The organism is Methylocaldum sp. GT1TLB (genome assembly GCF_051027445.1).
Lineage (GTDB): Bacteria > Pseudomonadota > Gammaproteobacteria > Methylococcales > Methylococcaceae > Methylocaldum.
In genome coordinates, this window is record NZ_CP194898.1 from 4,040,713 (window position 1) to 4,061,508 (window position 20,796).

General features: G+C 59.6%; 22 protein-coding genes. 9 read left to right on the forward strand and 13 right to left on the reverse strand.

Annotated elements, in window-relative coordinates; translation table 11 throughout:
* Genes ACR2R1_RS17830 through ACR2R1_RS17840 form a run of 3 tightly spaced genes read right to left on the reverse strand, consistent with a single transcriptional unit; the run spans position 1 to position 2,044 of the window.
* Positions 1-1,179, reverse strand: coding sequence for a methylated-DNA--[protein]-cysteine S-methyltransferase (locus ACR2R1_RS17830; protein WP_077728699.1), 1,179 nt, complete (start codon positions 1,177-1,179; stop codon positions 1-3).
* Between the two features lie 43 nt (positions 1,180-1,222).
* Positions 1,223-1,558 carry a TfoX/Sxy family protein gene (locus tag ACR2R1_RS17835; protein WP_133718821.1) on the reverse strand — a complete coding sequence of 112 codons (336 nt, stop codon included), beginning with the start codon at positions 1,556-1,558 and terminating at the stop codon, positions 1,223-1,225.
* 30 nt (positions 1,559-1,588) lie between these two features.
* A complete protein-coding gene (locus ACR2R1_RS17840) occupies positions 1,589-2,044 on the reverse strand; it encodes a hypothetical protein (protein ID WP_205780664.1) in 456 nt (151 codons plus the stop codon).
* Between the two features lie 97 nt (positions 2,045-2,141).
* Between ACR2R1_RS17840 and ACR2R1_RS17845 the strand changes: the two genes are divergently transcribed.
* Both ACR2R1_RS17845 and ACR2R1_RS17850 read left to right on the forward strand, forming a co-directional pair.
* Positions 2,142-2,579, forward strand: coding sequence for a winged helix-turn-helix transcriptional regulator (locus tag ACR2R1_RS17845; RefSeq protein ID WP_168183797.1), 438 nt, complete (start codon positions 2,142-2,144; stop codon positions 2,577-2,579).
* A gap of 152 nt (positions 2,580-2,731) precedes the next feature.
* Entirely contained in the window at positions 2,732-3,325 is a 594-nt protein-coding gene (locus tag ACR2R1_RS17850; protein ID WP_086134033.1) for an MAPEG family protein, read from the forward strand.
* A 101-nt stretch (positions 3,326-3,426) separates the two neighbouring features.
* Here the strand turns inward: ACR2R1_RS17850 and ACR2R1_RS17855 are convergent, their stop codons facing one another.
* The 4 genes from ACR2R1_RS17855 to ACR2R1_RS17870 form a co-directional block, all read right to left on the reverse strand.
* A complete protein-coding gene (locus ACR2R1_RS17855) occupies positions 3,427-3,840 on the reverse strand; it encodes a YybH family protein (protein WP_077728703.1) in 414 nt (137 codons plus the stop codon).
* Between the two features lie 223 nt (positions 3,841-4,063).
* Positions 4,064-4,501 (reverse strand): VOC family protein, encoded by a 438-nt coding sequence (locus ACR2R1_RS17860; protein WP_133718823.1) that lies wholly within the window; start codon positions 4,499-4,501, stop codon positions 4,064-4,066.
* A 103-nt stretch (positions 4,502-4,604) separates the two neighbouring features.
* On the reverse strand, positions 4,605-5,018 hold the full coding sequence (locus tag ACR2R1_RS17865) for a hypothetical protein (RefSeq protein WP_077728706.1): 414 nt from the start codon (positions 5,016-5,018) through the stop codon (positions 4,605-4,607).
* Between the two features lie 15 nt (positions 5,019-5,033).
* On the reverse strand, positions 5,034-6,161 hold the full coding sequence (locus tag ACR2R1_RS17870; protein ID WP_166642692.1) for a methyltransferase family protein: 1,128 nt from the start codon (positions 6,159-6,161) through the stop codon (positions 5,034-5,036).
* Between the two features lie 149 nt (positions 6,162-6,310).
* Here ACR2R1_RS17870 and ACR2R1_RS17875 point away from each other — a divergent pair, with 149 nt between their 5' ends.
* From ACR2R1_RS17875 to ACR2R1_RS17885, 3 genes are all read left to right on the forward strand, one after another.
* Positions 6,311-7,048, forward strand: coding sequence for a response regulator (locus tag ACR2R1_RS17875; RefSeq protein ID WP_434111237.1), 738 nt, complete (start codon positions 6,311-6,313; stop codon positions 7,046-7,048).
* 6 nt (positions 7,049-7,054) lie between these two features.
* Positions 7,055-8,419: an ATP-binding protein gene (locus ACR2R1_RS17880; protein ID WP_205781039.1), complete on the forward strand. Its 1,365-nt coding sequence runs from the start codon at positions 7,055-7,057 to the stop codon at positions 8,417-8,419.
* A 454-nt stretch (positions 8,420-8,873) separates the two neighbouring features.
* Positions 8,874-9,755 (forward strand): AraC family transcriptional regulator, encoded by an 882-nt coding sequence (locus tag ACR2R1_RS17885; RefSeq protein WP_347258159.1) that lies wholly within the window; start codon positions 8,874-8,876, stop codon positions 9,753-9,755.
* Between the two features lie 263 nt (positions 9,756-10,018).
* On the opposite strand, the gene ACR2R1_RS17890 is transcribed toward ACR2R1_RS17885, so the two are convergent.
* From ACR2R1_RS17890 to ACR2R1_RS17905, 4 genes are all read right to left on the reverse strand, one after another.
* Positions 10,019-10,969, reverse strand: a complete 951-nt coding sequence (locus ACR2R1_RS17890; RefSeq protein WP_240506935.1) for a ketopantoate reductase family protein — start codon at positions 10,967-10,969, stop codon at positions 10,019-10,021.
* 5 nt (positions 10,970-10,974) lie between these two features.
* Positions 10,975-11,370 carry an MAPEG family protein gene (locus tag ACR2R1_RS17895; RefSeq protein ID WP_077728719.1) on the reverse strand — a complete coding sequence of 132 codons (396 nt, stop codon included), beginning with the start codon at positions 11,368-11,370 and terminating at the stop codon, positions 10,975-10,977.
* An 85-nt stretch (positions 11,371-11,455) separates the two neighbouring features.
* Entirely contained in the window at positions 11,456-11,863 is a 408-nt protein-coding gene (locus tag ACR2R1_RS17900; RefSeq protein ID WP_086134036.1) for a GFA family protein, read from the reverse strand.
* A 71-nt stretch (positions 11,864-11,934) separates the two neighbouring features.
* Positions 11,935-12,735 carry a haloacid dehalogenase type II gene (locus tag ACR2R1_RS17905; RefSeq protein WP_168175342.1) on the reverse strand — a complete coding sequence of 267 codons (801 nt, stop codon included), beginning with the start codon at positions 12,733-12,735 and terminating at the stop codon, positions 11,935-11,937.
* A gap of 229 nt (positions 12,736-12,964) precedes the next feature.
* Here ACR2R1_RS17905 and ACR2R1_RS17910 point away from each other — a divergent pair, with 229 nt between their 5' ends.
* Positions 12,965-14,284 (forward strand): hypothetical protein, encoded by a 1,320-nt coding sequence (locus ACR2R1_RS17910; RefSeq protein ID WP_434111242.1) that lies wholly within the window; start codon positions 12,965-12,967, stop codon positions 14,282-14,284.
* On the opposite strand, the gene ACR2R1_RS17915 is transcribed toward ACR2R1_RS17910, so the two are convergent.
* Positions 14,237-14,707: a hypothetical protein gene (locus tag ACR2R1_RS17915; RefSeq protein WP_434111245.1), complete on the reverse strand. Its 471-nt coding sequence runs from the start codon at positions 14,705-14,707 to the stop codon at positions 14,237-14,239. The genes ACR2R1_RS17910 and ACR2R1_RS17915 overlap by 48 nt on opposite strands.
* A 633-nt stretch (positions 14,708-15,340) precedes the next feature.
* On the opposite strand from ACR2R1_RS17915, the gene ACR2R1_RS17920 reads away from it, so the two are divergent.
* Complete coding sequence (locus ACR2R1_RS17920; protein WP_077728724.1) at positions 15,341-15,652, forward strand: hypothetical protein; 312 nt, start codon at positions 15,341-15,343, stop codon at positions 15,650-15,652.
* Between the two features lie 112 nt (positions 15,653-15,764).
* A complete protein-coding gene (locus tag ACR2R1_RS17925) occupies positions 15,765-16,112 on the forward strand; it encodes a hypothetical protein (RefSeq protein WP_139841056.1) in 348 nt (115 codons plus the stop codon).
* A gap of 112 nt (positions 16,113-16,224) precedes the next feature.
* On the opposite strand, the gene leuA is transcribed toward ACR2R1_RS17925, so the two are convergent.
* Positions 16,225-17,937 carry a 2-isopropylmalate synthase gene (leuA, locus tag ACR2R1_RS17930; protein ID WP_434111249.1) on the reverse strand — a complete coding sequence of 571 codons (1,713 nt, stop codon included), beginning with the start codon at positions 17,935-17,937 and terminating at the stop codon, positions 16,225-16,227.
* 635 nt (positions 17,938-18,572) lie between these two features.
* Here leuA and ACR2R1_RS17935 point away from each other — a divergent pair.
* Positions 18,573-20,435: an FG-GAP-like repeat-containing protein gene (locus tag ACR2R1_RS17935; protein ID WP_434111251.1), complete on the forward strand. Its 1,863-nt coding sequence runs from the start codon at positions 18,573-18,575 to the stop codon at positions 20,433-20,435.
* Positions 20,436-20,796 lie beyond the last annotated feature (361 nt).

The following is a 20,796-nucleotide window of genomic DNA, read 5'->3' on the forward strand; positions in this document are numbered from 1 at the left end:
TCAAAAGACTTCGGCATTGACGACATTCCAGAGGTAAAGCGAGGCCACCGTGCGATAGGGCCGCCAACGCTCCCCCAGAGAAATGAGCTGGCTGGGGGAGGGGACTTCCGGCATCCCGTAGACTCTCGCGATACCTTTTCGGAGCGCGTAGTCGTCGACCGGAAAGACGTCCGTCCGGCCAAGATTGAAGATGAGCAGCATCTCCACCGTCCACCGCCCCACGCCTCGAATCGAGATCAGCCGTTGCACGATCTCGTCGTCGTGCAGCGCAACGATGGCCCTTGCCGTCGGTACGGTACCGTCCAGAGTCTTGGCCGCCAGATCCTTCAGCGCGGCGGTTTTCGCTTTCGACAGGCCCGCCTCCCGCAAAGCCTCGTCGGGGGTATTCAGGAGTTCGCCGGGTTCCGGAATCGTCGTCCCCGGATAAAGTCCCTTCACCCGGTTCAGGATGGTGGCTGCCGCCTTGGGCGTCAGTTGTTGGTAAACGATCGCGCTTAGCAGCGCCGCATAGGGAGAGTGTTCGGCATTCGGCTTGAATGCGATGGGCCGGGACAAGCAATCGACCAGGCGGGGATCGAGGGCTTTAAGGCGTGCCGCCGCACGCCGGAGATCTTGTGCCGACTTGAGTGTCGGCGGCAGAGCCCAAGCGACTCCTTCGGCGGCCAGCATCCGGGATTTGGTCGCCAGTCCGCCCGGCGCCGAAAATCCGCCGGGCTTGCCGCCGGCCGCCAGTACCCGGTGGCAGGGGATGATCAGGGGGATCGGGTTTTTCCCCAGAGCCTGGCCGACGGCCCTCGCCGCACCGGGGCGCGCCAGGGCTTCCGCGATCTCGCCGTATGTCATGGTTCGCCCGGCCGGAATGGCACGAGCGGCTTCATACACTTCCCGTGCAAAGGGTCCCACGCCGTCGAGGTCGACATCGATGTCCCGAAAATCCTCGGCCTCTCCCTCGAAGTGCCTGCGAATTCGCTCGATGATGGCCGCGATCGCGGGCGGCGGAGCGCTAGCCGGGCGCGCGCCGGATTCCCGTGCGAGCCTCGCTTCCGTCGCTTGCGCCGTGTGGTCGGGAAGCTGAAACGAAGTCACTGCCGGCGGGGCGCCTTTGGTCCAGCCGTTGCGCCAGGCGATTCCGCAAGGACCGAGCGGGGTGTCGAAGATGCAGTAGTCGGACGGCTTCATGGGGATTGGTCCTCCGGATCGATGCGGACGGTTCATATCACCATCACGGATTTTTTGGGGGCAGGCCGGTAACGAATTCGATAGCCAAGTCGACATAATGCTGAAGTTGACGATCTTCCGCCAGCCCTTCGTCGGAGATCATGGCCCAGCCTTTCATGGGCTTTCCGGTGATATCCATCGGTTTGACATGGGTTTCCTCGAAAAGCCGGCGGGCCGTATGTTCGCCCACCCGGACGATCAGCCATGATCGATAAATGCCGACACACATGTTGCCGTGCAGCAGCCAGCCGATGCCGCCGAACATGTTCTTGGCCTCGAAGCCGGCACGCTCGGCGAGCATTTCCTCCAAGCGCTGCGACAAGCCCGGATCGCAAGCCATGATCAGTTCCTCCAAAAGTCCGGTTCAGCATTATCGGACGGTACCGGCGGCTCGCACCGGAGCTTGGGATCGACCGGCATGTTTGAAGTCGCTGCCGTATATCCAGCCGATAGCTGCCCCCGCGGCGGCGAATTGGATCAGGTGAAAGGTGCTCTGAACCGTCAGCCAGAGTTCGATGGAAGAGACCTGGATTTTCGCCGCGTTCGCCAAGGTCGACACGCTGAACAGGAACAAGCCCATGAGGCCGCCGAAAGCCAGCCCTGAGCGAATCGGCGTCTTTTCGCAGCCGAAGTACGGGTACAGCAGGGCGATGATCGCGCCCTGGACGAACATCGAAAGTAGACCGAGGGGGATGATCGGTTCGGCACGGTTGTATATGCCCAACTCGTGGTACACATCCTTGAACAGAATGAAGTGCCAGGGGGCGCCGATGGCGAACGAGAGGGCGACATAAGCCAGCACGGCCAACAGAAACTTTTTCGTCATGGAATTCCTCCAAAGCTTAAAATACTTGTTTATCAAAAGCATTTTAGAAACTACTGCAAACGCTTGCGTAACGCAAGCGTTGTTCTGGAGATTTGTCTTGCCCAAACTGTTATGCCATAGCGACAGCTCGCCCTGTCCGCTGGCCCATGCCCTGGACCTTATCGGTGATCGATGGACGCTCTTGATCGTCCGCGACCTGATGTTCCGCAACCTGCACGAATACAAAGATCTCCTCAATTCCTTCGAAGGAATTTCCACCAATATCCTGGCCGACCGGCTTCGCCGCCTGGTTCAGGCCGGCCTGATCAAATCCGTCGCGCACCCGGAAAGCAAGACCCGCAAGCTGTACTACCTGACGCCATCCGGCAAGGCGCTGATCCATGTCATGATCGAAATCGTCAAATGGTCCGATGAGCATGTGGGCACTGCCAAGATTCCGCCCGACGTCGCCGGTCAGTTGGAGGGGAACCGCGACGAATTTGTCAGGAAAGTTCTGGAGAAGCTGGAACGCTGGGAAGCTGAGCACTTGGCCTGAACCGTCTCCCGAGCCAAGCCGGCACTTGGCAAAGGCAATGCCATGTGCGAAAGTACAGCGCTTGCATAATACAAGTATTTAAGCTTGGGGCGCCTCGAAGCGTGGAGCGATGCGCCCCGAAACTATCCCGACCCGCAGCAAGGAGAGACACTATGACCAGCCCTTCCAAGCAGCACGGACACCTTCAGACTGATTGGACAGTTGAGAAAGTCCCCACGGATACACTGGTTAGAACATACATTATGGTCGGCATTATCGTCGCACTATTCGTTGCGATGCTGGTGGCGGCTATTCGGATGACGCCCGCTACTGCGGATGTCCACCTGAATCCCGGCATGTTGATTAAGCCGGTTGTTGCGCTTGCCGGCCTTACAGCCATGGTGACGGTACTGATGGTCGTATACAGAAACCTTGCATTCATCCGTGGCACGGCATCGGAGCGTTACTTCCGGACTTATGCGTCGACTGCGCCAGTGCCCGCCGAATGGATTGAACGTCCTGCCAGAGCGTATATGAACCTCCTGGAACTCCCCGTCCTTTTCTATGTTGTCTGTTTGTTCATGTTGACGACTGGCAAGTTCGACAATGTGCAGGTTGCTTTGGCCTGGATTTTCGTGGCAACGCGCTATGCCCATGCGGTTATCCATATCGGCTTTAATTACGTGCCGGTCCGGTTTGCCGCATTTTTTGCCGGGTTCATCACGCTTACGGTCATCTGGACTCGATTTGCGGCACAGAGCATATGAACCAACTGGGCACGATGTAGAAATACGCGCCGAACCGGAGTGAGCGCCGCCACAAGGACAAGGCCGCTCTTTTACGTTCATGTTTTCCGAGCCACGCCGGGTTAAGCATCATCGGTCTTCTCGGACGCCGCGACGGCCAGCAGGTTGGCGTCGCGAAAAACCCTCCAAGCCCCATCAGCTCCCTTGCGGAGAATGGTTAGCGTGTCGCCGGTCCGCTGTACCGGAACCCCCCCGTTTCGGGGCGTCACGGTAACCGATAGGCAGCTCCAGCAATAAGCCCAATTTTCCGAGATCTCGATCTCCCGAATCTCGCCCTCGACATGCAGGCGGTGGGTTTGCAGCACGTTGCGAAAGCCTTGTTCGAATGCCTGCCGGCCGCACATCGGAGCTTGCCCTGCGACCAGGAAAACGACGTCTTCCGACATGAGGGGCAGAATCTCGGACACCTGGCCGGATGCGGTAGCGCGATGCCAGGTCGTTATCAGTTCGCGTATGGATTGCTCGTCGCGTGTCATGAATGGTTCCTTGCTTTAAAAGCGGTCTGCCTGATCGCTGTCGCTCCTCGCCGGACGACACGGTCAGAGGCTGCGCCCGTCGAAGTGCTTGGTCGAAACTCGTGACCAATCGATGCCTTCGAGACAGCGGGCATTGATGGCCGCCATGGCGCGGCCCGAGGGGTCGGTGCCTTCGCCAAAGGTATGAATTCCGCAGTGGCAACTGCCTTGGTAGGTCGTCGTTTCATTCCTTCTTGAAAGCCAGCGCCCGCCGGGCGATCTCGGATGGCTCGACATCCTCCACATGGGTCGCTATCAGCCAGTGGTTGCCGGCCGGATCTTTGACGCCTGCCATACGGTCGCCCCAGAACTGATCGCCCGGTGCCATGAACGACGTCGCACCGGCATCCAGTGCCGCGCGATAGGTCGCATCCGTATCGGGTACATAGAGATGAAGCAGTGCCGGTATACAAGGACGTCGTTCCATCGCCTCGCCCATCATCACGATCGAATCTCCGATTTTGACCTCGGCATGCATGACGCGCCCCTCGGCGTCATGAATTCTGATGCACTCGATGGCTCCGAATGCGGTCTTGAGGAATTCGATCAGCCGGGGGACGCCTTCCACGACTACAAAAGGCGTCACGGTATGAAAGCCGTCGGGAATCGGTTTAACGGTCATCTCTATCTCCTTCGCGAAATGGGTTCAGATTGTCCAAAATGGTTCTTTTTCAGTGCGTGCGTGATGTTTGCCGGTCCCCTCCCTCTTTCCAAATGCGCGGAGGCTAATCGTCGAGCCCCGTACCATCAGTGTCATCGACAACCCGGCCAGCCACCCCGCTGCTGCTCACGGCGACATGGATGTTCTCGGGCAGACGTATGGACGTTCCGACTCCGGATATCTGGATGGATTGCACGGTCGCACCGGATAAAACGGTAATCCTGTGATTGACTCCGCTAACCCACAATGTCCTGATGGCGCTCCCGGAAGGCACCCGAACGGTATTGCCGTCTCCCGAGACGTAGAGGTCGAACAGGCTTGGATGTGAGGCCGATATGTCTTGTCTTGCTCCGGACACCTTGACTGTCGCAATGTCGCCGTTTCCTGCCGTGCCGACCAAGGATTTGTCGGCGCAAGCGGACGCGATAGCCGCAAGCGCAGCCGTGACAACGAACCTTGCAAGACGATGCAACCTCATAACGAATCTCCGTGATTAAAACAAAGGGGTCGGAATATCGCCCCACACGACGTGGGCAGGGGGCGTTTCGATGGCGGTAACCTTGCCGGCGGCGATGTCGACTTCGACCAACAGCAACGGATCGACACCATAGGCCGATCGAACGATGTCCGTCCCGGCCGCGCGCTTCTCATGGATGCGCGCTTGGCTGAACAGGATCTTGTAGTAACGTCTGTCGAAGTTCGCCGGCGTGTGGTGGCCTCCTCGCCCCGGCTCGAGGTCGATCGGCAAGTCGGCCAGGTGCCAATCCCGAGGTACCACATGGACCACCAGCGGATCCGCGCCAAAGCGCGCCAGCAGCTGCGGAACCTCTGAGTTCTTGAGTGCGGTACGATAGGCCGCGAGCAGTTCCTCCTCGCTGAGCGGAGCAGGCGACAACACGGCGGCGCGGTTTGGGTAAACCGCCGTGATTTCCGATAGCGTATATTCCCGCAAACCGAATCCGATGAGCAAGGCAGCGATGATGCTCGCGACGGCGCCCAATGCACCGAGTCCGATCCGGGGATGTCCGCCGCGATCCGCGGAATGCGGAATGAAAGGCAGAATCGGCGGGGTGCGGGCTTGGTAATCCCGGTAGGCTTGGCCGAACTCCGCTTCGCAGCGCCGCTCTTCCAGGGCGGCGAGATAGCGATACATGAACAGCATCGCCACGTATGCGATCAAGACGAGAAAGCGCGGCCACATCAGCAGGGTGCCCAGTCCAAGCAGCGCCAGCGCGGTATATTGCGGGTGACGGCTGAAGGCATACAGGCCCGTCGTGACCAGTCCTTTTTGGCGGAACTTGTTCCAATAGAGCTGGCCCGCCGAGGCCAGGAACCATGCCGCTCCGATCACTGCGAAGACCCCGCCGATCCAGGGCAGCGCGTTGAGAACCGGACTCCGGGTCGTCGAAATATGGGGCAGAAAGAACTGGGTCAGCCAGGCCGTGGCTTCCCAACGGTTGAGAACATTCAAGGCCGGCCCGTACAAGGAGTAAAAATAGAGGGCGGCCGGACTGATCATGAACAGGATTTCGAAACCGATGACCAGGTAAACGATCCATGCGGTCGGCTTCAGCAGCCGTTTTGGGGTAGTGGAATTCTCGGGTCGAGACGGGGCGTTCATTGCTTGGGACCTCTCCATTCGGGTTGGATAACACGATAATCCCGATCGGTTACGGAACGGTTTCGCCGAGTGGCAGATTTGTAACGGCCGATTTCATTTGCGCCATCTGTTACCGAAAGTTACAAAGTTTTTCTGGAATGTTGTGAAGGATGTCTGACAATCCGCCCATGTCGAAGTCTCCGCGTATTCTGATCGTAGACGACGACCGCGAACTCCGCCAATTGTTGTCCGGGTTTCTCGCACGGCATGGTTATCGAGTGGATGCGGCGGCGGATGGACACGCCATGGCGAGAGCCATGGATGTCGCGCGCTTCGATCTGGTGGTGCTGGATTTGATGTTGCCGGGCGACGACGGCCTCGCGCTCTGCCGCCGGCTGCGGGCGACGTCGAATCTGCCGGTGATCATGCTCACCGCGCTCGCCGAGGAGACCGACCGCATCGTCGGACTGGAAATAGGTGCCGACGATTATGTCGTGAAGCCGTTCAGCCCGCGCGAACTCCTGGCCCGAATCAAGGCGGTGCTGCGGCGTACCGGTGGAGCGCCGAGCCATGCGTCCGACGGAGCCAAGACATTGGTCTTCGACGGCTGGCGGCTCGACCTCGCCAAGCGGGAACTGCATTCACCGGAGGGCGTGCTGATGCCGCTGACGAGCGGCGAGTTCGATCTCTTGGCTGCCTTCGCGGAACATCCGCAACGCGTCTTGAGCCGCGACCAGTTGCTGGACTTGACCAAAGGACGCATTGCCGGCCCGTACGACCGCAGCATCGACGTACAGCTGAGCCGGCTGCGCCGCAAGATCGAGGCCGATCCCAACGACCCGACGCTGATCAAGACCGTGCGCGGCGGCGGTTATTTGTTCGTGCCCCGTGTCCTTCGCGAGAAGTGAGACCCAATGAGACTCTGGCCCGACAGCATCGCCGGCAGGATCGTTGGGCTGCTCGTCGCTGGGCTTGCTCTCACCATGTTGGCAAGCCTGTCGATCTTCATGCTGGATCTGTTCCACGGCAAGGGATGGAACGAGACTTTCCGAAACCTGCACCGTACCGCCGTCGTCGCCTCGGTGCTGAATCGGGTGTCCCCCGATTCCCGGCCGGCCTTGATTCCCGCCTTGAGCGAACCGGGCCTGTCGGTTGCCTGGCGGCCCGGAGAAACGCCGCCCGCCATGGCTCAAGACGCGATGACCCACCATCTGGCGCGCGATGTCCGCGTTCTTTCGGAGTCTTACGGGCTAGAGCGGGTCGAGGCCGGGTATCCGGCCGGCGCGCAGCGGCCGGCATTGGACTGGATGATGCCGGCACCGGGCCCTCTGCACGTTTGGGTGGCGCTGTCGGATGGCACCTGGGTGCAGTTCTCGATGGCAACCGAGCGTGTCGGCGCGCTTTCGACCTTGCGGCTGGTGCTGGCAATCGGCGTGTCATTATTCGGCATCATGGCGTTGGGGCTATGGGCCGCGCGCAAGGTGACCGCTCCACTGGCCCGGTTCGCCCTTGCCGCGCAACGGCTCGGCGCCAATGTGGATGTCCCGCCCATGAGCGAGACCGGCCCCAGCGAAATCCGCCAGGCCGCGGCGGCTTTCAACGACATGCAAAACCGCATCCGCCGCCTGATCGAAGACCGTACTTTAATGCTGGGCGCCATTTCCCACGATGTGAGAACCGCACTGACCCGGCTGAGATTCCGCACGGAATTGATAGTAGACCCCGCTCAACGCCGGAAAGCGGCCGCCGACCTGGACGAGATGGAATCGATGCTGACAGCGAGCTTGTCCTTCGCCCGCGACGATTCGGCGGCGGAACCTCCGACCGTTCTCGATCTGTCGGTACTGCTGCAAAGCCTATGCGACGATTTCGCCGACGCCGGAAAGCCTGTTTCCTGCGAAGGCCCCTTGCATCTGAAATATTCGGGCCGCCCGGTGTCGCTGCGCCGCGCCTTCGCCAACCTCATCGACAATGCCCTGACCTACGGGCGAGCAGCGGACGTGGTGCTGATCGATAGCGGCGACTGCATCGAGATCACCATCGGCGACCGCGGACCCGGAATTCCCGACGCGATGAGGGATCGGGTTTTCGTCCCGTTCTTCCGCCTGGAAGCCTCGCGCAGCCGCAAAACCGGCGGCACCGGGCTGGGGCTCACCATCGCCCGCATGGTCGTGCGCCGCCACGGCGGCGAAATTGCCCTGGCCGACCGACCGGGCGGCGGCTTGCTGGTGAAGGTGACTTTGCCCAAGGTGTCGTCCCCGGTTTTTGCCGGCCCCTGACTGACATCGGCGATTACAGATGTTGTAGGTCGGCAACCCTTTGCCGACAACGGCTCGATAACCGGATTCGCCTACGGCTACTATCAGTGGAAGCAATGGGGAAGAGCGGGTTACCGCGAACTGAGAAGATGCGGGGTCAGCGTCCGGGAAGCCTGGAACACTAGTAAATCGGCGCATGGCCCCTGGCGGCTTAGCAAGACGCCCGCTTTGACGCTGGCCTTACCGCGCCGTACCTTCCTTAACCTGGGGCTGCCGGAGCTGGCAGCATGAGATGGCCGTTATTCATCGAACCGCCGTGGTACCTGACCCGTATGCCCGGTGGTGTGGGAGGAGCGGTGCCGTAAGGCATCGCCCTATCCCGATTATGTGTCAACAAAAACGTTAGCTCCGCAAGATCTGTTATGCCCCTTCGTTCTTGGAACGATAGTCTCCTGAACGCCAAGGAGACGTTTCTTTGAACACTAACACAGCGAAGGTCCACGCTCGGTTCCGGAAGGTGCTTGAATACATTGATAACCACCTGGAGGACGACCTTTCCGTGGAAATACTCAGCGGTGTTGCGGCCTTCTCGAAATATCATTTCCACCGGCAGTTCTCTGAACTCTTCGGGATCGGTGTATACGAGTATGTTCAACTTTGTCGCTTGAAACGAGCCTCTTATCAGCTAGCATTTCGCAGCCACCGCCAAGTCATCGACATAGCTTTGACCAGTGGCTACAAAGGGCCAGAGTCGTTCTCTCGCGCATTCAAAAAGAGCATCGGGCAGTCACCTTCCGAATTCAGGCGTCAGCCGCAGTGGAATCCTTGGTACGCGACCTATCAACGATTGAGCGAACTAAGGAGCAATCACATGAAATCGATAACGAACGGCGAGCAGGTCAAAATCGTCACCTTCAATGAAACCAAGGTCGCCGCGCTTGAACATCGTGGCGACCCACAACTGATCGGTAACTCAATACGGAAATTCATCGAATGGCGAAAGCAGAATCATCTCTCGCCAAAGGTTAGTGCCACATTCAACATTCTCTACAACGACCCGGCAGAAATCGCCCCTGAGGATTATCGTATCGACATATGTGCAGCAACCGTTCACGACCTCGCCAACAACGAAGTCCGAATAGTGAGCAAAACCATTCCCGGAGGCAGATGCGCGGTGTTGCGGCACATCGGCTCCGATGACACCCTTCGAGATACCATCCGATACCTTTATTCCGAATGGTTGCCGCAAAGCGGAGAAGAACCGAGAGATTTTCCGATGTTCTTGCAACGAATCCGGTTCTTTCCGGATGTGTCGGAAGGCGAGGCTGTTACTGACGTATTTCTGCCCATTTATTAGCTCACAGGATGCGCTGAACGAAGGGAAGCCCCCTTCGACCGGGCTCAGGACAGGCATTGTTCGCGATCGATGCGGTTCATGCCGGACCTTCCTATCCGGCACCCTGTGGGCGGCTCCGCAGTGCAAATTGGCCTCGCCACGCTACGCTGTCCCGCTTCGCTCGCGAGTCCGGGGCAGCCCGTCCCTGGCCTGCCCGCTCGTCGCGTTGCGCCTCGCCCTGCCGATTTGTCGTACCTCAGCGCATCCTATGAGCTGAAGCGCATTCACGCCGGTTCGCTTTTCTGGACGAACCGTTCCGCACGCGCCGACAAGGCGCGATAGACCTGTTCGTGGAGCGGCGCGGGAATTCCGTACTGGCGCGCCATTCCGACCACGGCTCCCGTCATCGTTTCCAATTCGGTCCGCCCGCCTTTTTCGAAGTCCATGTGCATGGACGATTTCGCACCATGGGGAAACGATGCGGCCTTGCCCAGCGAGAGCTCCCGGATGTCGAGCGGGAGACGAACGCCTTTCGCCCGTGCGGCGCGTTCGAGTTCTTCGTATAGTCTGATCAGGACCGCCTTGCTTTCGTCGTCGTCCATGAGTTCGCCGAGAGTTTTGTCGAAATAGGCCGTCGCGCTCGCGAAAGGCGAAACGAACAGATATTTTTCCCAGACCACGGCGTCGATGTCCCGCCGGTACTCGGCCTTGATGTCCGCTTTCCGCAGGAGCGCTTCGATCGCTTCGAAATCTCCGGCTGTTGCGCTCTCCGGGCCGAAAAACAGTTTGCACGATCCTCCGGCCTGGTGGACTACGCCTGGGGCAGCGAGGCGGGCGCCGATGTAGACGCAACCGTTGCAAATGCGCGCTTCGGGGAGAATCGCTTTCAAGCGTTCGGCGTTGTCGACGCCGTTGAGCAGCGTGATGATCGTGGTCCGTTCGTCGACATTGCCTTTGAGGGAATGCGCGCTGGATTCGAGATCGTAGGACTTGACGCAAAACAGGACTAAATCGAAGACCCCAAGCTCGGACGGATCGTCGGTGGCCACGTGAGGCCGCGAGGTAAAGCTTTCGTTTTCGGTAGTCAGACGAAGGCCGTGAGCCTGGATCGCCCTCAAGTTCTCGCCCCTGGCGACGAACACGATCTCGGGATCATTTCCAGCCGCGTAAAACCGGGCCAGCTTGCCGCCGTAATACCCGCCCACCCCGCCGATTCCGATGATGGCTATTTTCATTTCTTTCACGATGCTGTGCTAAGCAAGAGAGCGATTCCGAGGGCGAAACCGCCGAGGTAAGTACCCAAGGCTCCGATGATGCGAAGCGGATGGGGCCGGTTGAGATCGGCGGACATCAGCATGCCCGCCGCATGAAGCACTCGGCAGAGGGTGAGGGCGACTACCGTCCACTCGACCCATGCGCCGGCGCCAACGGTATTGAAGTAAAGAAAAAGAACGATCAACAGGGGCACGTACTCCGCGGCATTGCCATGCGCGCGAATGGCCTTGTTGAGGGGGCTCGACGGATCGGCATCCATGCCGATGAGCGTTTTGCTAGCCCCCTGACGCCCGGAGACATGAACACTCAGCAGAAAGTATAAGACGACGAGAAGACCAGATAGGTGTTCATGAAGCTGGATTCTCCTGAGGGCGTCGAACTGCCTGGTTTAGAACGGACGTACTGTGGTATGTCCTTTTTAGGTCGGAGCACGGAATGCCGGCTAATTAGTCATCCGGCGCAGCCAGCATGGATTGCGGCAAATGATCGGTGATGTCAAACCATGGCGCCTTGGAACCGACCATCACATGACGCATGGGTTTGCAGCCGGGATCGCTGTCGACCGTGCCCAATGCCAAACCGAAAGCTGCCGCCGAAGCCCGCATGGCAAGAAACTGCAGGGTCGAACCGCACACCTCGCAGAAAGTTCGCGTGATCTCGGGAGACGACGGGTAGTGTCCCAAGAACTCCTCCCCCTGGACCCACCGAAAATTTTGGACTTCGACATAGCCCCAGGTCGCGAAGGCTGCGCCGGTAGATTTTCGGCACATGGCGCAGTGGCAGTTACGCGCGAACTGAAGCGGGTTATCCATTTCATATCTGATCGTGCCGCACAGGCAGCCGCCGGTAATCATTCTGTGTCCTCGATAGGGTTGTTCGGTAGGGGAGCAACGGTGATGGTGCCAGCTGCTCGTAGAGCAAGACCTTACCGCAGGAGCGCGTCGGTCACGCCTTTCATGTCGGAGGCTACGATATCCGGTTTCTGAGCCAGCGGGAACAGGGGGATTCCCTGTCGCGCGACAAACGCGGCGTGCCATCCCGCCTGCATCGCGCCGAACACGTCCCAGGCATGCGCGGCGATGAGCCGTAGTTTGTTCGGCTTGGCACTGAGATGCTCGGCTGCGCTCCGATAGACCTGCAAATCGGGCTTGAAACGGTGTATGGAGTCCACCGAGATGGACTCCTCGAAATACTCGGTGAGCCGGGCGTTTTCCAGCTGTGCCTTGACGGCCGCTGGGCTCGAATTGGTCAGCGTGACCATTCGGAAGCCCGCGGCGCGCAAGCGTTCCAAACTGTCGACCATGTCCGGGTGGGGCGGGAGCGTCAGTATGCCTTGCAGAATACGCTTCTTGTCCTCGGCGGAGAGCTTGATTCCCTTGGTGTCAGCCAGCATGTCCAGCGTCGCTTTGCCGATCGATCCGAAGTCGGAGTACGCGTCGGTCAGGGACACAACCATCGAGTATTGCAAAAGAAGCGAAAACCACTCGTCCAGCGCGGCGCCGTTGCCGAACGCATGCTCGAATTGCGGCCGAAGCGCATTCAGATCCAGCATCGTCTGATTGACGTCGAAGACCAGGATGCGAGGCTTCCGCTCGTCACCCGATCGCGGTCGTCGCTCTGCCTCATTGCGTGGGCGAGATACTTCCGAGTCACCACGGCCGGTCTTGGCGAAGACGTAAAGTGGGTTGGTCAGGATGAGAGGCCCGAGTGACGACGCGGCAAGCATAAACTTTCTCCGGGTGATGGACGAACTCATAGTTCTTGGTACCTCGAACGAAGGGTGGAAATTGGATGGGTCCGGTCCGTGTCGACCGACTGATGCGCATACGGCGCTTCACGTTAATTCTTGGATCCGATACGAATGGTCCGATCCTGAGTGTGTCCAAGATTATGCACCTTTTCTTCAATGGATTTTGCAGACCGCCTTTCAATCACACCTGCAGGGATGAAGTCGTATGGATAGCGATTACGGGACAAGGATTGGCCCGGCGGCGGTGCTCAATGGCGTTATTCTTGTCCTGGCCTTACAGGCCCCCTCGCTCTTCGCGAGGACTCTCGGCATGGTAGCGGATGATGCTACACGATCAGTTACGGTATTCGATGCCGACACCGATACGGTGTTGGGCTCGGTAACGACAATCCCAGGTTTCAGTATCGGTGACGTTGTTATTACGCCGGATCAGACTCGGGGCTTTGTGACCAATTTCAACAGCGAGGTCTTCGTCATCGATTTGACCGCGTTGCCACCCCGACTTGCCGAAGGCCCAAACCCGATTCCCATTTCCAATCATGGCGAGGAGCTCGCGATCAGCCCGGACGGCAAGTTCCTGCTGGTGTGCGATTCCATTGATCCTCAACCGATCTCGGTCGTCGACATCGCCAGCCAGACCGAGATCCATACCTTGTTCGTGGGCTCTGATACCAGTTCGATCGAAGTCTGCAGCGATGGCTCGGTGCTGGCCGTATCGTATACGGACAGGAGGGTGCGCCGCCTCACCATCGATGGCGCGGGCCTGTTGAGGGATACGGGCGAGGGCCTGTCTCTCGGTTCCGATGAACCCAACAATGTCTTTTGCGCTCCGGGTGGCACGTCGGGCCTTGTCCTTAATGGCTTTCCTGCTGAAATTAAGTCGTTCACGATCCCCGGGCTAAAACAGGTCGACACACGACCGTTATCCGGTATACAGGGCGTTTCCGGCCTGGTGGATTTCGCAGGACGCCGGGTCTTTGCCAGAAGCGGCTTCGAGGGTCTCGTCGACGTCTTTGCGTATAACGCAGTTACCGCGGTACTCGGCGCCGAGCATCTGTTTTCAATTCCGGTTTCCAGTACGTTCGCATCGATCGGATGGGATCAGATCGCGCTGCATCCCTACAAGGGGAAATTGTACGTCTCGGAATACTATGCCAATGATGTCAAGGTGTATGACGCGCGCACCGGCGTCTTGCTGACTTCGATTACCGATCCCCACATTGTCCAGCCGTCAGGGATAGCCGTAGCCTCGGCAACGGACCCGTGCGCTGGCTCCCCACCCGCCGGAGCGATCGAGGGAACGGATGGCCCCGATGCGTTGCGCGGCACGTCGGGCGACGATGTCATTTCCGGCTTGGGCGGCAACGACACGATCGACGGCCGTGGCGGGGATGATCTGATTTGTGGTGGCGAGGGTAACGACCGGCTTCGTGGCGGTCCGGGCAATGATCGAATCGACGGTGGCGCCGGTCGGGACTTATGCGCGGGCAATTCGAAGAATTCTTTCCAAAACTGCAATCCGTAAATTTGCCGGAGCCCCAAGTGAAAACCACCGCATGCCGTAAAAGGTCTGGCTTTTATCGGCAAGACCGGCGCACTTTGCGCCCTCCTCCAAATCGGGGAGGGCATTCCCATCGCGCTTTGGGCAGGCGATACAAACAGTGCTCACGGAGCGGATGGCCGGGCGTTGAAACGTTTCCGCCACCCGCGGATCGGCGTTCAGCTGCGCAAACGGTTCAAGATCGGCGATACGCCATTGCCACAACCACTCGAGACGGTCATTGCCCCAGTAGCGGTGCGGACCGTAGACGAAGAAGGGCACTCCGAACAATCCTTCCCGTTGGCCGCGAACAACGCCTTTCAGCACGCGCCGCTGCGACGAGCGGTCGTCGGTGCTTCGGATGACGGCATCCGGTTCCAGCCCGCAGTGTTCCGCTATTAAAGCCAAGGCCGCCTTATTCCGATCGGGGCGGCCGGATTACAGTCACGCCTGTCAGGGAATCTCTGATGAGCGCATTTTCCGATTCGGTGTCAGAGCGCCCGATAGGTAGGTCGGCAATCCTTTGCCGAGCCGATAAGTCGGCAAGGGATTGCCGACCTACGTTCTTCCCGCCCGACACGAAGCCGTACACCGGGATGAAAAACGCTCTAAGTTCTTCGACAGGCCTGTCCTGAGCTTGTCGAAGGGCCCAGGACAGGCCCTTCGGCTCGGCTCAGGACAGGCTTGTCGAACGCTCTCCTGAGCCTGCTCTGAGCCTGTCGAAGGGGCATGAACGGAATCCACTGTTCAGAGCTTCCTCAGGTGGCTAAAAGCGTGCAGTAAGCTGACGGCCGCGAGTCGGATGGGCAACGGCTGCGTCAAGCGGCGTACGTAGAATTTCGTTGAACTCTCGTATCAAGCGGCCATCGAAAACTTGGACGATGAGCAAAAGGAGTTCGAATTAGTGTCCGTAAAATCCGGGCCAGCTCGGTTACGGAGCCCGGTTGGATAGGGTTCCGTGAAAAATCGGCATACTTTGATTTCTCTGGGATCAAATCGTCGTCATCATAATTATTGGATCATGAGAGAAGGAGTTCCATTATGAAGTCTTATGCATTAGCGGCTGTATTGTCATCGGTTATGGTTGCCGGGCCTGCAATGGCCGATAACGACTTCCGTGCGTTGGGCAAGGTGTCCAGCTTAAAACCGATGACCGAAGGGCAACTCTCTGCCGTCGAAGGCGGGACTTTGATACCGTTTAAGAAAGATAACGGTGGTAAGGTCAACGCTGGTAACGTTAACCAGAACATAGCCGTAACCACGATAACTGCGGTCAATCTAGCCCTTTTTAGTAAGGGCGGCGCCGATCAGACTATCGTGTCGGTCACGCAGCAGAGCATTGGCGGTAAATAACGAGAAGCCTCGGGCCCCTATCGAATGCTGATGAGGGCCGGAGAACCAGGCGGGGGAGCGGTCATGCGCTCCCCCGCTTTTTTACCTCGATCAGAAAATCATGAAGAGCCGGATGAAAAAATCATTCACACGGGGTGGTCTGTTATCGCTTGTGCTCTCATCCATAACCAGTGCCTATGGTCAATCCGAGTTTCGTGCCTTGGATAAGCCGTCCCGGCAAGAAACGGGTATTGCATCGTCAAGGCTGGACGACAGCGCGCTCGATCGAGTGGAAGGAGATCTGGATATTACGTCCGGCTCGGTTGATCCGGCATCGCAACAAGCCGCGATGCAAGCGGCGGTGCTTGAAAGAACAGTGATGGCGCATCGGTCCGTACACCGATTTTCAATTTGGCGTGCCGAGCGCAGTCCCGTCATGGAAGTCTTCCAATGGACGGAAACACGGGCACGCAGAATATGATGAGCTTCTCAGCGTCCTGATTGGTTTGCCGGTTTCCTTTTTTTGACGAAGTCCCTCCCTGGACTTCGCTCTCGCGACAAACGCCGTTCGTCTCGTTCCGCTTCCCGGCGAATCAAGCGACCTGTCGCACGGACTTTTCCAAAATGGCGACAACCTCTTCCCGCGCCTCGGGTTCGATGCCGTTGAGGCCGCGGTTCAGGGCGCTGACGATCGCCAGCACCGACGCCGTGACGATGTTGGCGTTTATGCCGGCGCCATAGCGGATGCCGGGAATGCCGTTGATCGCGACTTCGACGAAGGCGGCGGCTTTGGCGTCGGCTCCTTGTCCCATGGAACGTTCTTCATAGGATTGCACCCGCACCATTCCCCCGAAGGCGTGAGCCACGGCATCGATGGGACCGTTGCCTTCGCCGGTCAGCGTGATCCGCCGGCCGTTCGTCTCCAGCATCAGGCGAATTCCCTGAACCGTTCCATGCTCGACCAGATGATGCTCGAGATAGCGGATGGTCGTCGCCGGTCCCAGATATTCTTCGGAGAACATTCGCCAAATCTCGTCCGGCATGACTTCGGCGCCGGTGGCGTCGGCATGCCGTTGCACCATGCCGCTGAATTCGACCTGTAGCCGGCGAGGCAGCACCAGTCCATAGGCCGACTCGAGCAGGTAGGCGATGCCGCCTTTCCCCGACTGGCTGTTGACCCGGATGATGGCGTCGTAGGAACGGCCCAAATCGGCCGGGTCTATGGGGAGGTAAGGCACTTCCCAGAATGTATCGGGCCGCTGATGAGCCAGGCCCTTTTTGATCGCATCCTGATGCGAGCCGGAAAAGGCCGTGAATACCAGATCGCCCACGTAAGGGTGGCGCGGATGGATCGGCAAGCGGATGCAGTCTTCCACGGTCCGCGCGATCTCGTTGATGTTCGAAAAATCGAGGCCCGGATCGATGCCCTGGGTGTACAGATTGAGTGCCAAAGTCACCAAGTCCACGTTGCCGGTCCGCTCGCCGTTGCCGAACAGACAACCCTCGACACGATCGGCCCCGGCCATGACCGCGAGTTCCGCTGCGGCGACCGCGGTGCCCCGGTCGTTGTGGGGATGGACGCTCAGAACGACGCATTCGCGCCGCGCCAGATTCCGGTGCATCCATTCGATCTGGTCGGCGTAGACATTGGGTGTCGCCATCTCCACCGTCGCCGGCAGGTTGATGATGACCTTGCGCTCCGGCGTCGCGCCCCAAGCCTCCACTACCGCGTCGCAGATGTCGCGGGCGAACTCGAGTTCGGTGCCGGTAAAGGCTTCCGGGCTGTATTCGAGCACCCATTCGGTGTCCGGATGCGCCTGCGCGAGTTCCCGAACCAGCTTCACGCTGGAAACCGCCATCGCGATGACCTGGTCGGGGCTCATGCCGAAAACGATTTCCCGGAACGGCCGGGCGGTCGCGTTGTAGACGTGGACGATGGCCCGGCGGGCGCCGTAGAGCGATTCCATGGTGCGACGGATCAGGTGTTCGCGGGCCTGAGTGAGCACCTCTATGGTGACGTCGGCGGGGACGTGTCCGCCTTCGATCAGAGTCCTGACGAAGTCGAATTCGGTCTGCGAGGCGGAAGGGAAGGCGACCTCGATTTCCTTGAAGCCTATATCCACCAGCCTCTTGAACAGGCGCATCTTGCGCTCGGCGTTCATGGGCTCGAACAGCGCCTGATTGCCGTCGCGAAGATCGGTGCTCATCCAGATGGGAGCTTGGGTGACGACCCGGTCGGGCCAGGTGCGGTCCGCGAGTCGGACCTTGGGAAAGGAACGGTATTTGGTGTTCGGCTGCTTCAACATGATCGGTGACTCCTGGGTTTTCGTCGGATGCGATGAGTGTCCATTGCGGCGACGGAAAGGCTGCCGGGCTGCCGCGAACGCAAGGCCCGGCAACCGGGTTGAAGTCGAAGCAGGGGTAGGGCGGGCGTCAGGTGGTTCATGGTCGTACTCCAGGAAAAGGCGTCGTACGGACGCAGTTATCCCATGAAGGGTGTTCAGTCGATCGAAGGAAAAAATGAGGTGAGTTATTTGCCCGCGCGGGGCAGCAGCAGACCGAGGCTCGGGGTAAGAGCCAGAAGAGGAGGGATGGAGGGCTGCCGTCGATTCATGGCTTCACGCTAACAGCTCGGTCGCCATGGTGTCAATACGAATTCCGCGAACCGCAAGTCGTCGCATGTGACGAAGCAAGCTTCTTGAAGGCAGCAGTTGCAAGGACAAGTGCGGTGCGACTATCCGGCGAACAGAGAAGTTCATTCCGAATGTGACATTGATCCAACTCCGCATTCCTCGCCTGACGGCCAAATCCGGATCCCATTGATCCGACCCAACCGTCCACGGATGGCATTAATTTCGCACACTCACCGATGCCCGGTAAAAACGCAAAAAAAACCGCGGCCTTTGTTCGATGATACCCATAGAGATAGGGAGTAACTCGTATGAAAAGCGTGGAAAACGGACCGGCCCGTTGGCGGCTCTCAAGCGAGGCCTTGAGTGCCCGAATCCAGCTTATGGTCCTGAAGCGCGGTCTCGGAGTCCTGGTCGGATTTTGGCTGGCGTCGGCTAACGCCGAGTCTCCCTATGTGCCCCTTATTCTGGATAACCCGACGCCCCAGAACGACGCCTACTTTGGCGACGCCGTGGCCGGTGCGGGGGATGTCAACCGCGATGGGATTTCCGATCTCCTGGTGGGGGCGTCCTGGCAAAACGCGGATGGCAACTATGCCCAAGGCCGGGCGTTTGTCTTCAGCGGGGCCGACGGCAGTCTGTTGCACATTCTCAATAACCCGACACCCCAGGCTGTCGCCTATTTTGGTCGAGCCATGGCTAGGGCTGGGGATGTCAACCGCGACGGGATTCCCGACCTCCTGGTGGGGGCGCCCTTCCAGGATGTGGGCAGCCACGCTGACCAGGGCCAAGCCTATATTTTCAGCGGTGCCGATGGGGCCTTGGTGTACACCCTCGATAACCCGACGCCTCAGGACGACGCCTACTTTGGCGATGCCGTGGCCGGTGCGGGGGATGTCAACCGCGATGGGATTTCCGACCTCCTGGTGGGGGCATCCTCGCAAGATTTGGGGGGCAATTTCGGCCAGGGCCGGGCGTTTGTCTTCAGCGGGGCCGATGGGACCCTCCTTCAGACCCTCGATACTCCCCTGCCTCAGGAAGGTGCTCACTTCGGTTCGGCCGTGGCCGGCGCGGGCGATGTGAACGGCGACGGGGTTCCCGACCTCCTGGTGGGAGCGTCCGGGCAAACTGTAGCCGGCAATCGCGGCCAAGGCCGGGCCTTTGTCCTGAGTGGGATCGATGGCACCCTGCTGCACACCCTCGATGACCCGATAGTCCAGGAAAGTGCGCACTTCGGTGATGCTGTGGCCGGCGCGGGCGATGTGAACGGCGATGGCACCCCCGACTTTCTGGTGGGAGCTTACCTGCAAGACGTGGGTGGCAACGAGTACCAGGGACGGGCCTTTGTCTTCAGCGGGGCCGATGGGACCCTCCTTCAGACCCTCGATACTCCCCTGCCTCAGGAAGGTGCTCACTTCGGTTCGGCCGTGGCCGGCGCGGGCGATGTGAACGGCGATAGCAAATCCGACCTCCTGGTTGGAGCGCCCAGGCAAACCGTGGGCGGCAATGCACATCAGGGGCAGGCCTTCATCTTCAGCGGGGCCGATGGCATCTTGCTGCACACCCTCGACCATCCGACGCCCAAGGATGACGCCCACTTCGGTCAGGTACTGGCGAGCGCGGGGGATGTCAACGGCGACGGCAAAACCGACCTCCTGATAGGTGCCTGGAACCAAAGCGTGGACGGCAATCCTGGTCAGGGTCAGGCCGTGCTCTTTGTCAGCCGGCCGACGACGCCCGTGTGCTTCGGCATGCCGGCGACGATTGTCGGCACTGCGGGCAATGATGTCTTGCGGGGAACGCCGGGCAACGACGTCATCGTCGGCCTGGCCGGCCACGACGTGATCGACGGCCGCGGCGGCGATGACCTGATCTGCGGCGGCGACGGCAACGACACGCTCCGTGGGGGCACGGGTAACGATAAGCTCAGTGGCGGCGAGGACAACGATATCCTCTGGGGCGGCGCGGGCGATGACCTGCTCGAGGGCGGCCCCGGTCGAGACCGGGCCAGCGGCGGTTCAGGCAACGATATCCTTCGGGGCGGAGAGGGGGACGATATGCTGAATGTCGTGGACGGTGCCGGTGGCAACGACATCGCCGACGGCGGCTCTCATGTCAACGGCGATCGTTGCGCCGCCGATAACCGGGATACCGTGCAAAACTGTAACCTGTAATGTCGCCATAGGTCGACAAGCCGTGGCCGATAGATCGGTGATGTCGGAAACGGATTCCGCACCTACTAACCCCTTTTCCACCGAGGGAGGGACTTTGCATCCTCCGGTCCGGCATAGCGGTGGACGGCATTCGGACGCCAGGCAGATCGTCGCCCTTCTCTTGAAACCGGCAACCGGGCGGGCGACCCAAGGTCTTTTCCCGGCCCATCCTTCCCTCGATTCCGAGCCTGGGTGTGAGCTAACCCGATGATCCACAAACTTCCCCATACGTTTAGCGAGTCTTTTAAGAACGATGCTTGCACGGCCCCATATCGTGCGTGAATCCGGTAAAAATTAATCGTTAATCAATGAGTTGCTTGCT

Excerpts from the sequence above, each read along its gene's own strand:
- ACR2R1_RS17860 (WP_133718823.1), bottom strand. The coding sequence starts at position 4,501 with ATGACCGTTAAACCGATTCCCGACGGCTTTCATACCGTGACGCCTTTT.
- ACR2R1_RS17880 (WP_205781039.1), top strand. The coding sequence starts at position 7,055 with ATGAGACTCTGGCCCGACAGCATCGCCGGCAGGATCGTTGGGCTGCTC.
- ACR2R1_RS17925 (WP_139841056.1), top strand. The coding sequence starts at position 15,765 with ATGAAAAAATCATTCACACGGGGTGGTCTGTTATCGCTTGTGCTCTCA.
- ACR2R1_RS17865 (WP_077728706.1), bottom strand. The coding sequence starts at position 5,018 with ATGAGGTTGCATCGTCTTGCAAGGTTCGTTGTCACGGCTGCGCTTGCG.
- ACR2R1_RS17830 (WP_077728699.1), bottom strand. The coding sequence starts at position 1,179 with ATGAAGCCGTCCGACTACTGCATCTTCGACACCCCGCTCGGTCCTTGC.
- ACR2R1_RS17835 (WP_133718821.1), bottom strand. The coding sequence starts at position 1,558 with ATGGCTTGCGATCCGGGCTTGTCGCAGCGCTTGGAGGAAATGCTCGCC.
- ACR2R1_RS17875 (WP_434111237.1), top strand. The coding sequence starts at position 6,311 with ATGTCTGACAATCCGCCCATGTCGAAGTCTCCGCGTATTCTGATCGTA.
- ACR2R1_RS17935 (WP_434111251.1), top strand. The coding sequence starts at position 18,573 with ATGAAAAGCGTGGAAAACGGACCGGCCCGTTGGCGGCTCTCAAGCGAG.
- ACR2R1_RS17920 (WP_077728724.1), top strand. The coding sequence starts at position 15,341 with ATGAAGTCTTATGCATTAGCGGCTGTATTGTCATCGGTTATGGTTGCC.
- leuA (WP_434111249.1), bottom strand. The coding sequence starts at position 17,937 with ATGTTGAAGCAGCCGAACACCAAATACCGTTCCTTTCCCAAGGTCCGA.
- ACR2R1_RS17870 (WP_166642692.1), bottom strand. The coding sequence starts at position 6,161 with ATGAACGCCCCGTCTCGACCCGAGAATTCCACTACCCCAAAACGGCTG.
- ACR2R1_RS17850 (WP_086134033.1), top strand. The coding sequence starts at position 2,732 with ATGACCAGCCCTTCCAAGCAGCACGGACACCTTCAGACTGATTGGACA.
- ACR2R1_RS17910 (WP_434111242.1), top strand. The coding sequence starts at position 12,965 with ATGGATAGCGATTACGGGACAAGGATTGGCCCGGCGGCGGTGCTCAAT.
- ACR2R1_RS17900 (WP_086134036.1), bottom strand. The coding sequence starts at position 11,863 with ATGATTACCGGCGGCTGCCTGTGCGGCACGATCAGATATGAAATGGAT.
- ACR2R1_RS17890 (WP_240506935.1), bottom strand. The coding sequence starts at position 10,969 with ATGAAAATAGCCATCATCGGAATCGGCGGGGTGGGCGGGTATTACGGC.
- ACR2R1_RS17840 (WP_205780664.1), bottom strand. The coding sequence starts at position 2,044 with ATGACGAAAAAGTTTCTGTTGGCCGTGCTGGCTTATGTCGCCCTCTCG.
- ACR2R1_RS17855 (WP_077728703.1), bottom strand. The coding sequence starts at position 3,840 with ATGACACGCGACGAGCAATCCATACGCGAACTGATAACGACCTGGCAT.
- ACR2R1_RS17905 (WP_168175342.1), bottom strand. The coding sequence starts at position 12,735 with ATGCTTGCCGCGTCGTCACTCGGGCCTCTCATCCTGACCAACCCACTT.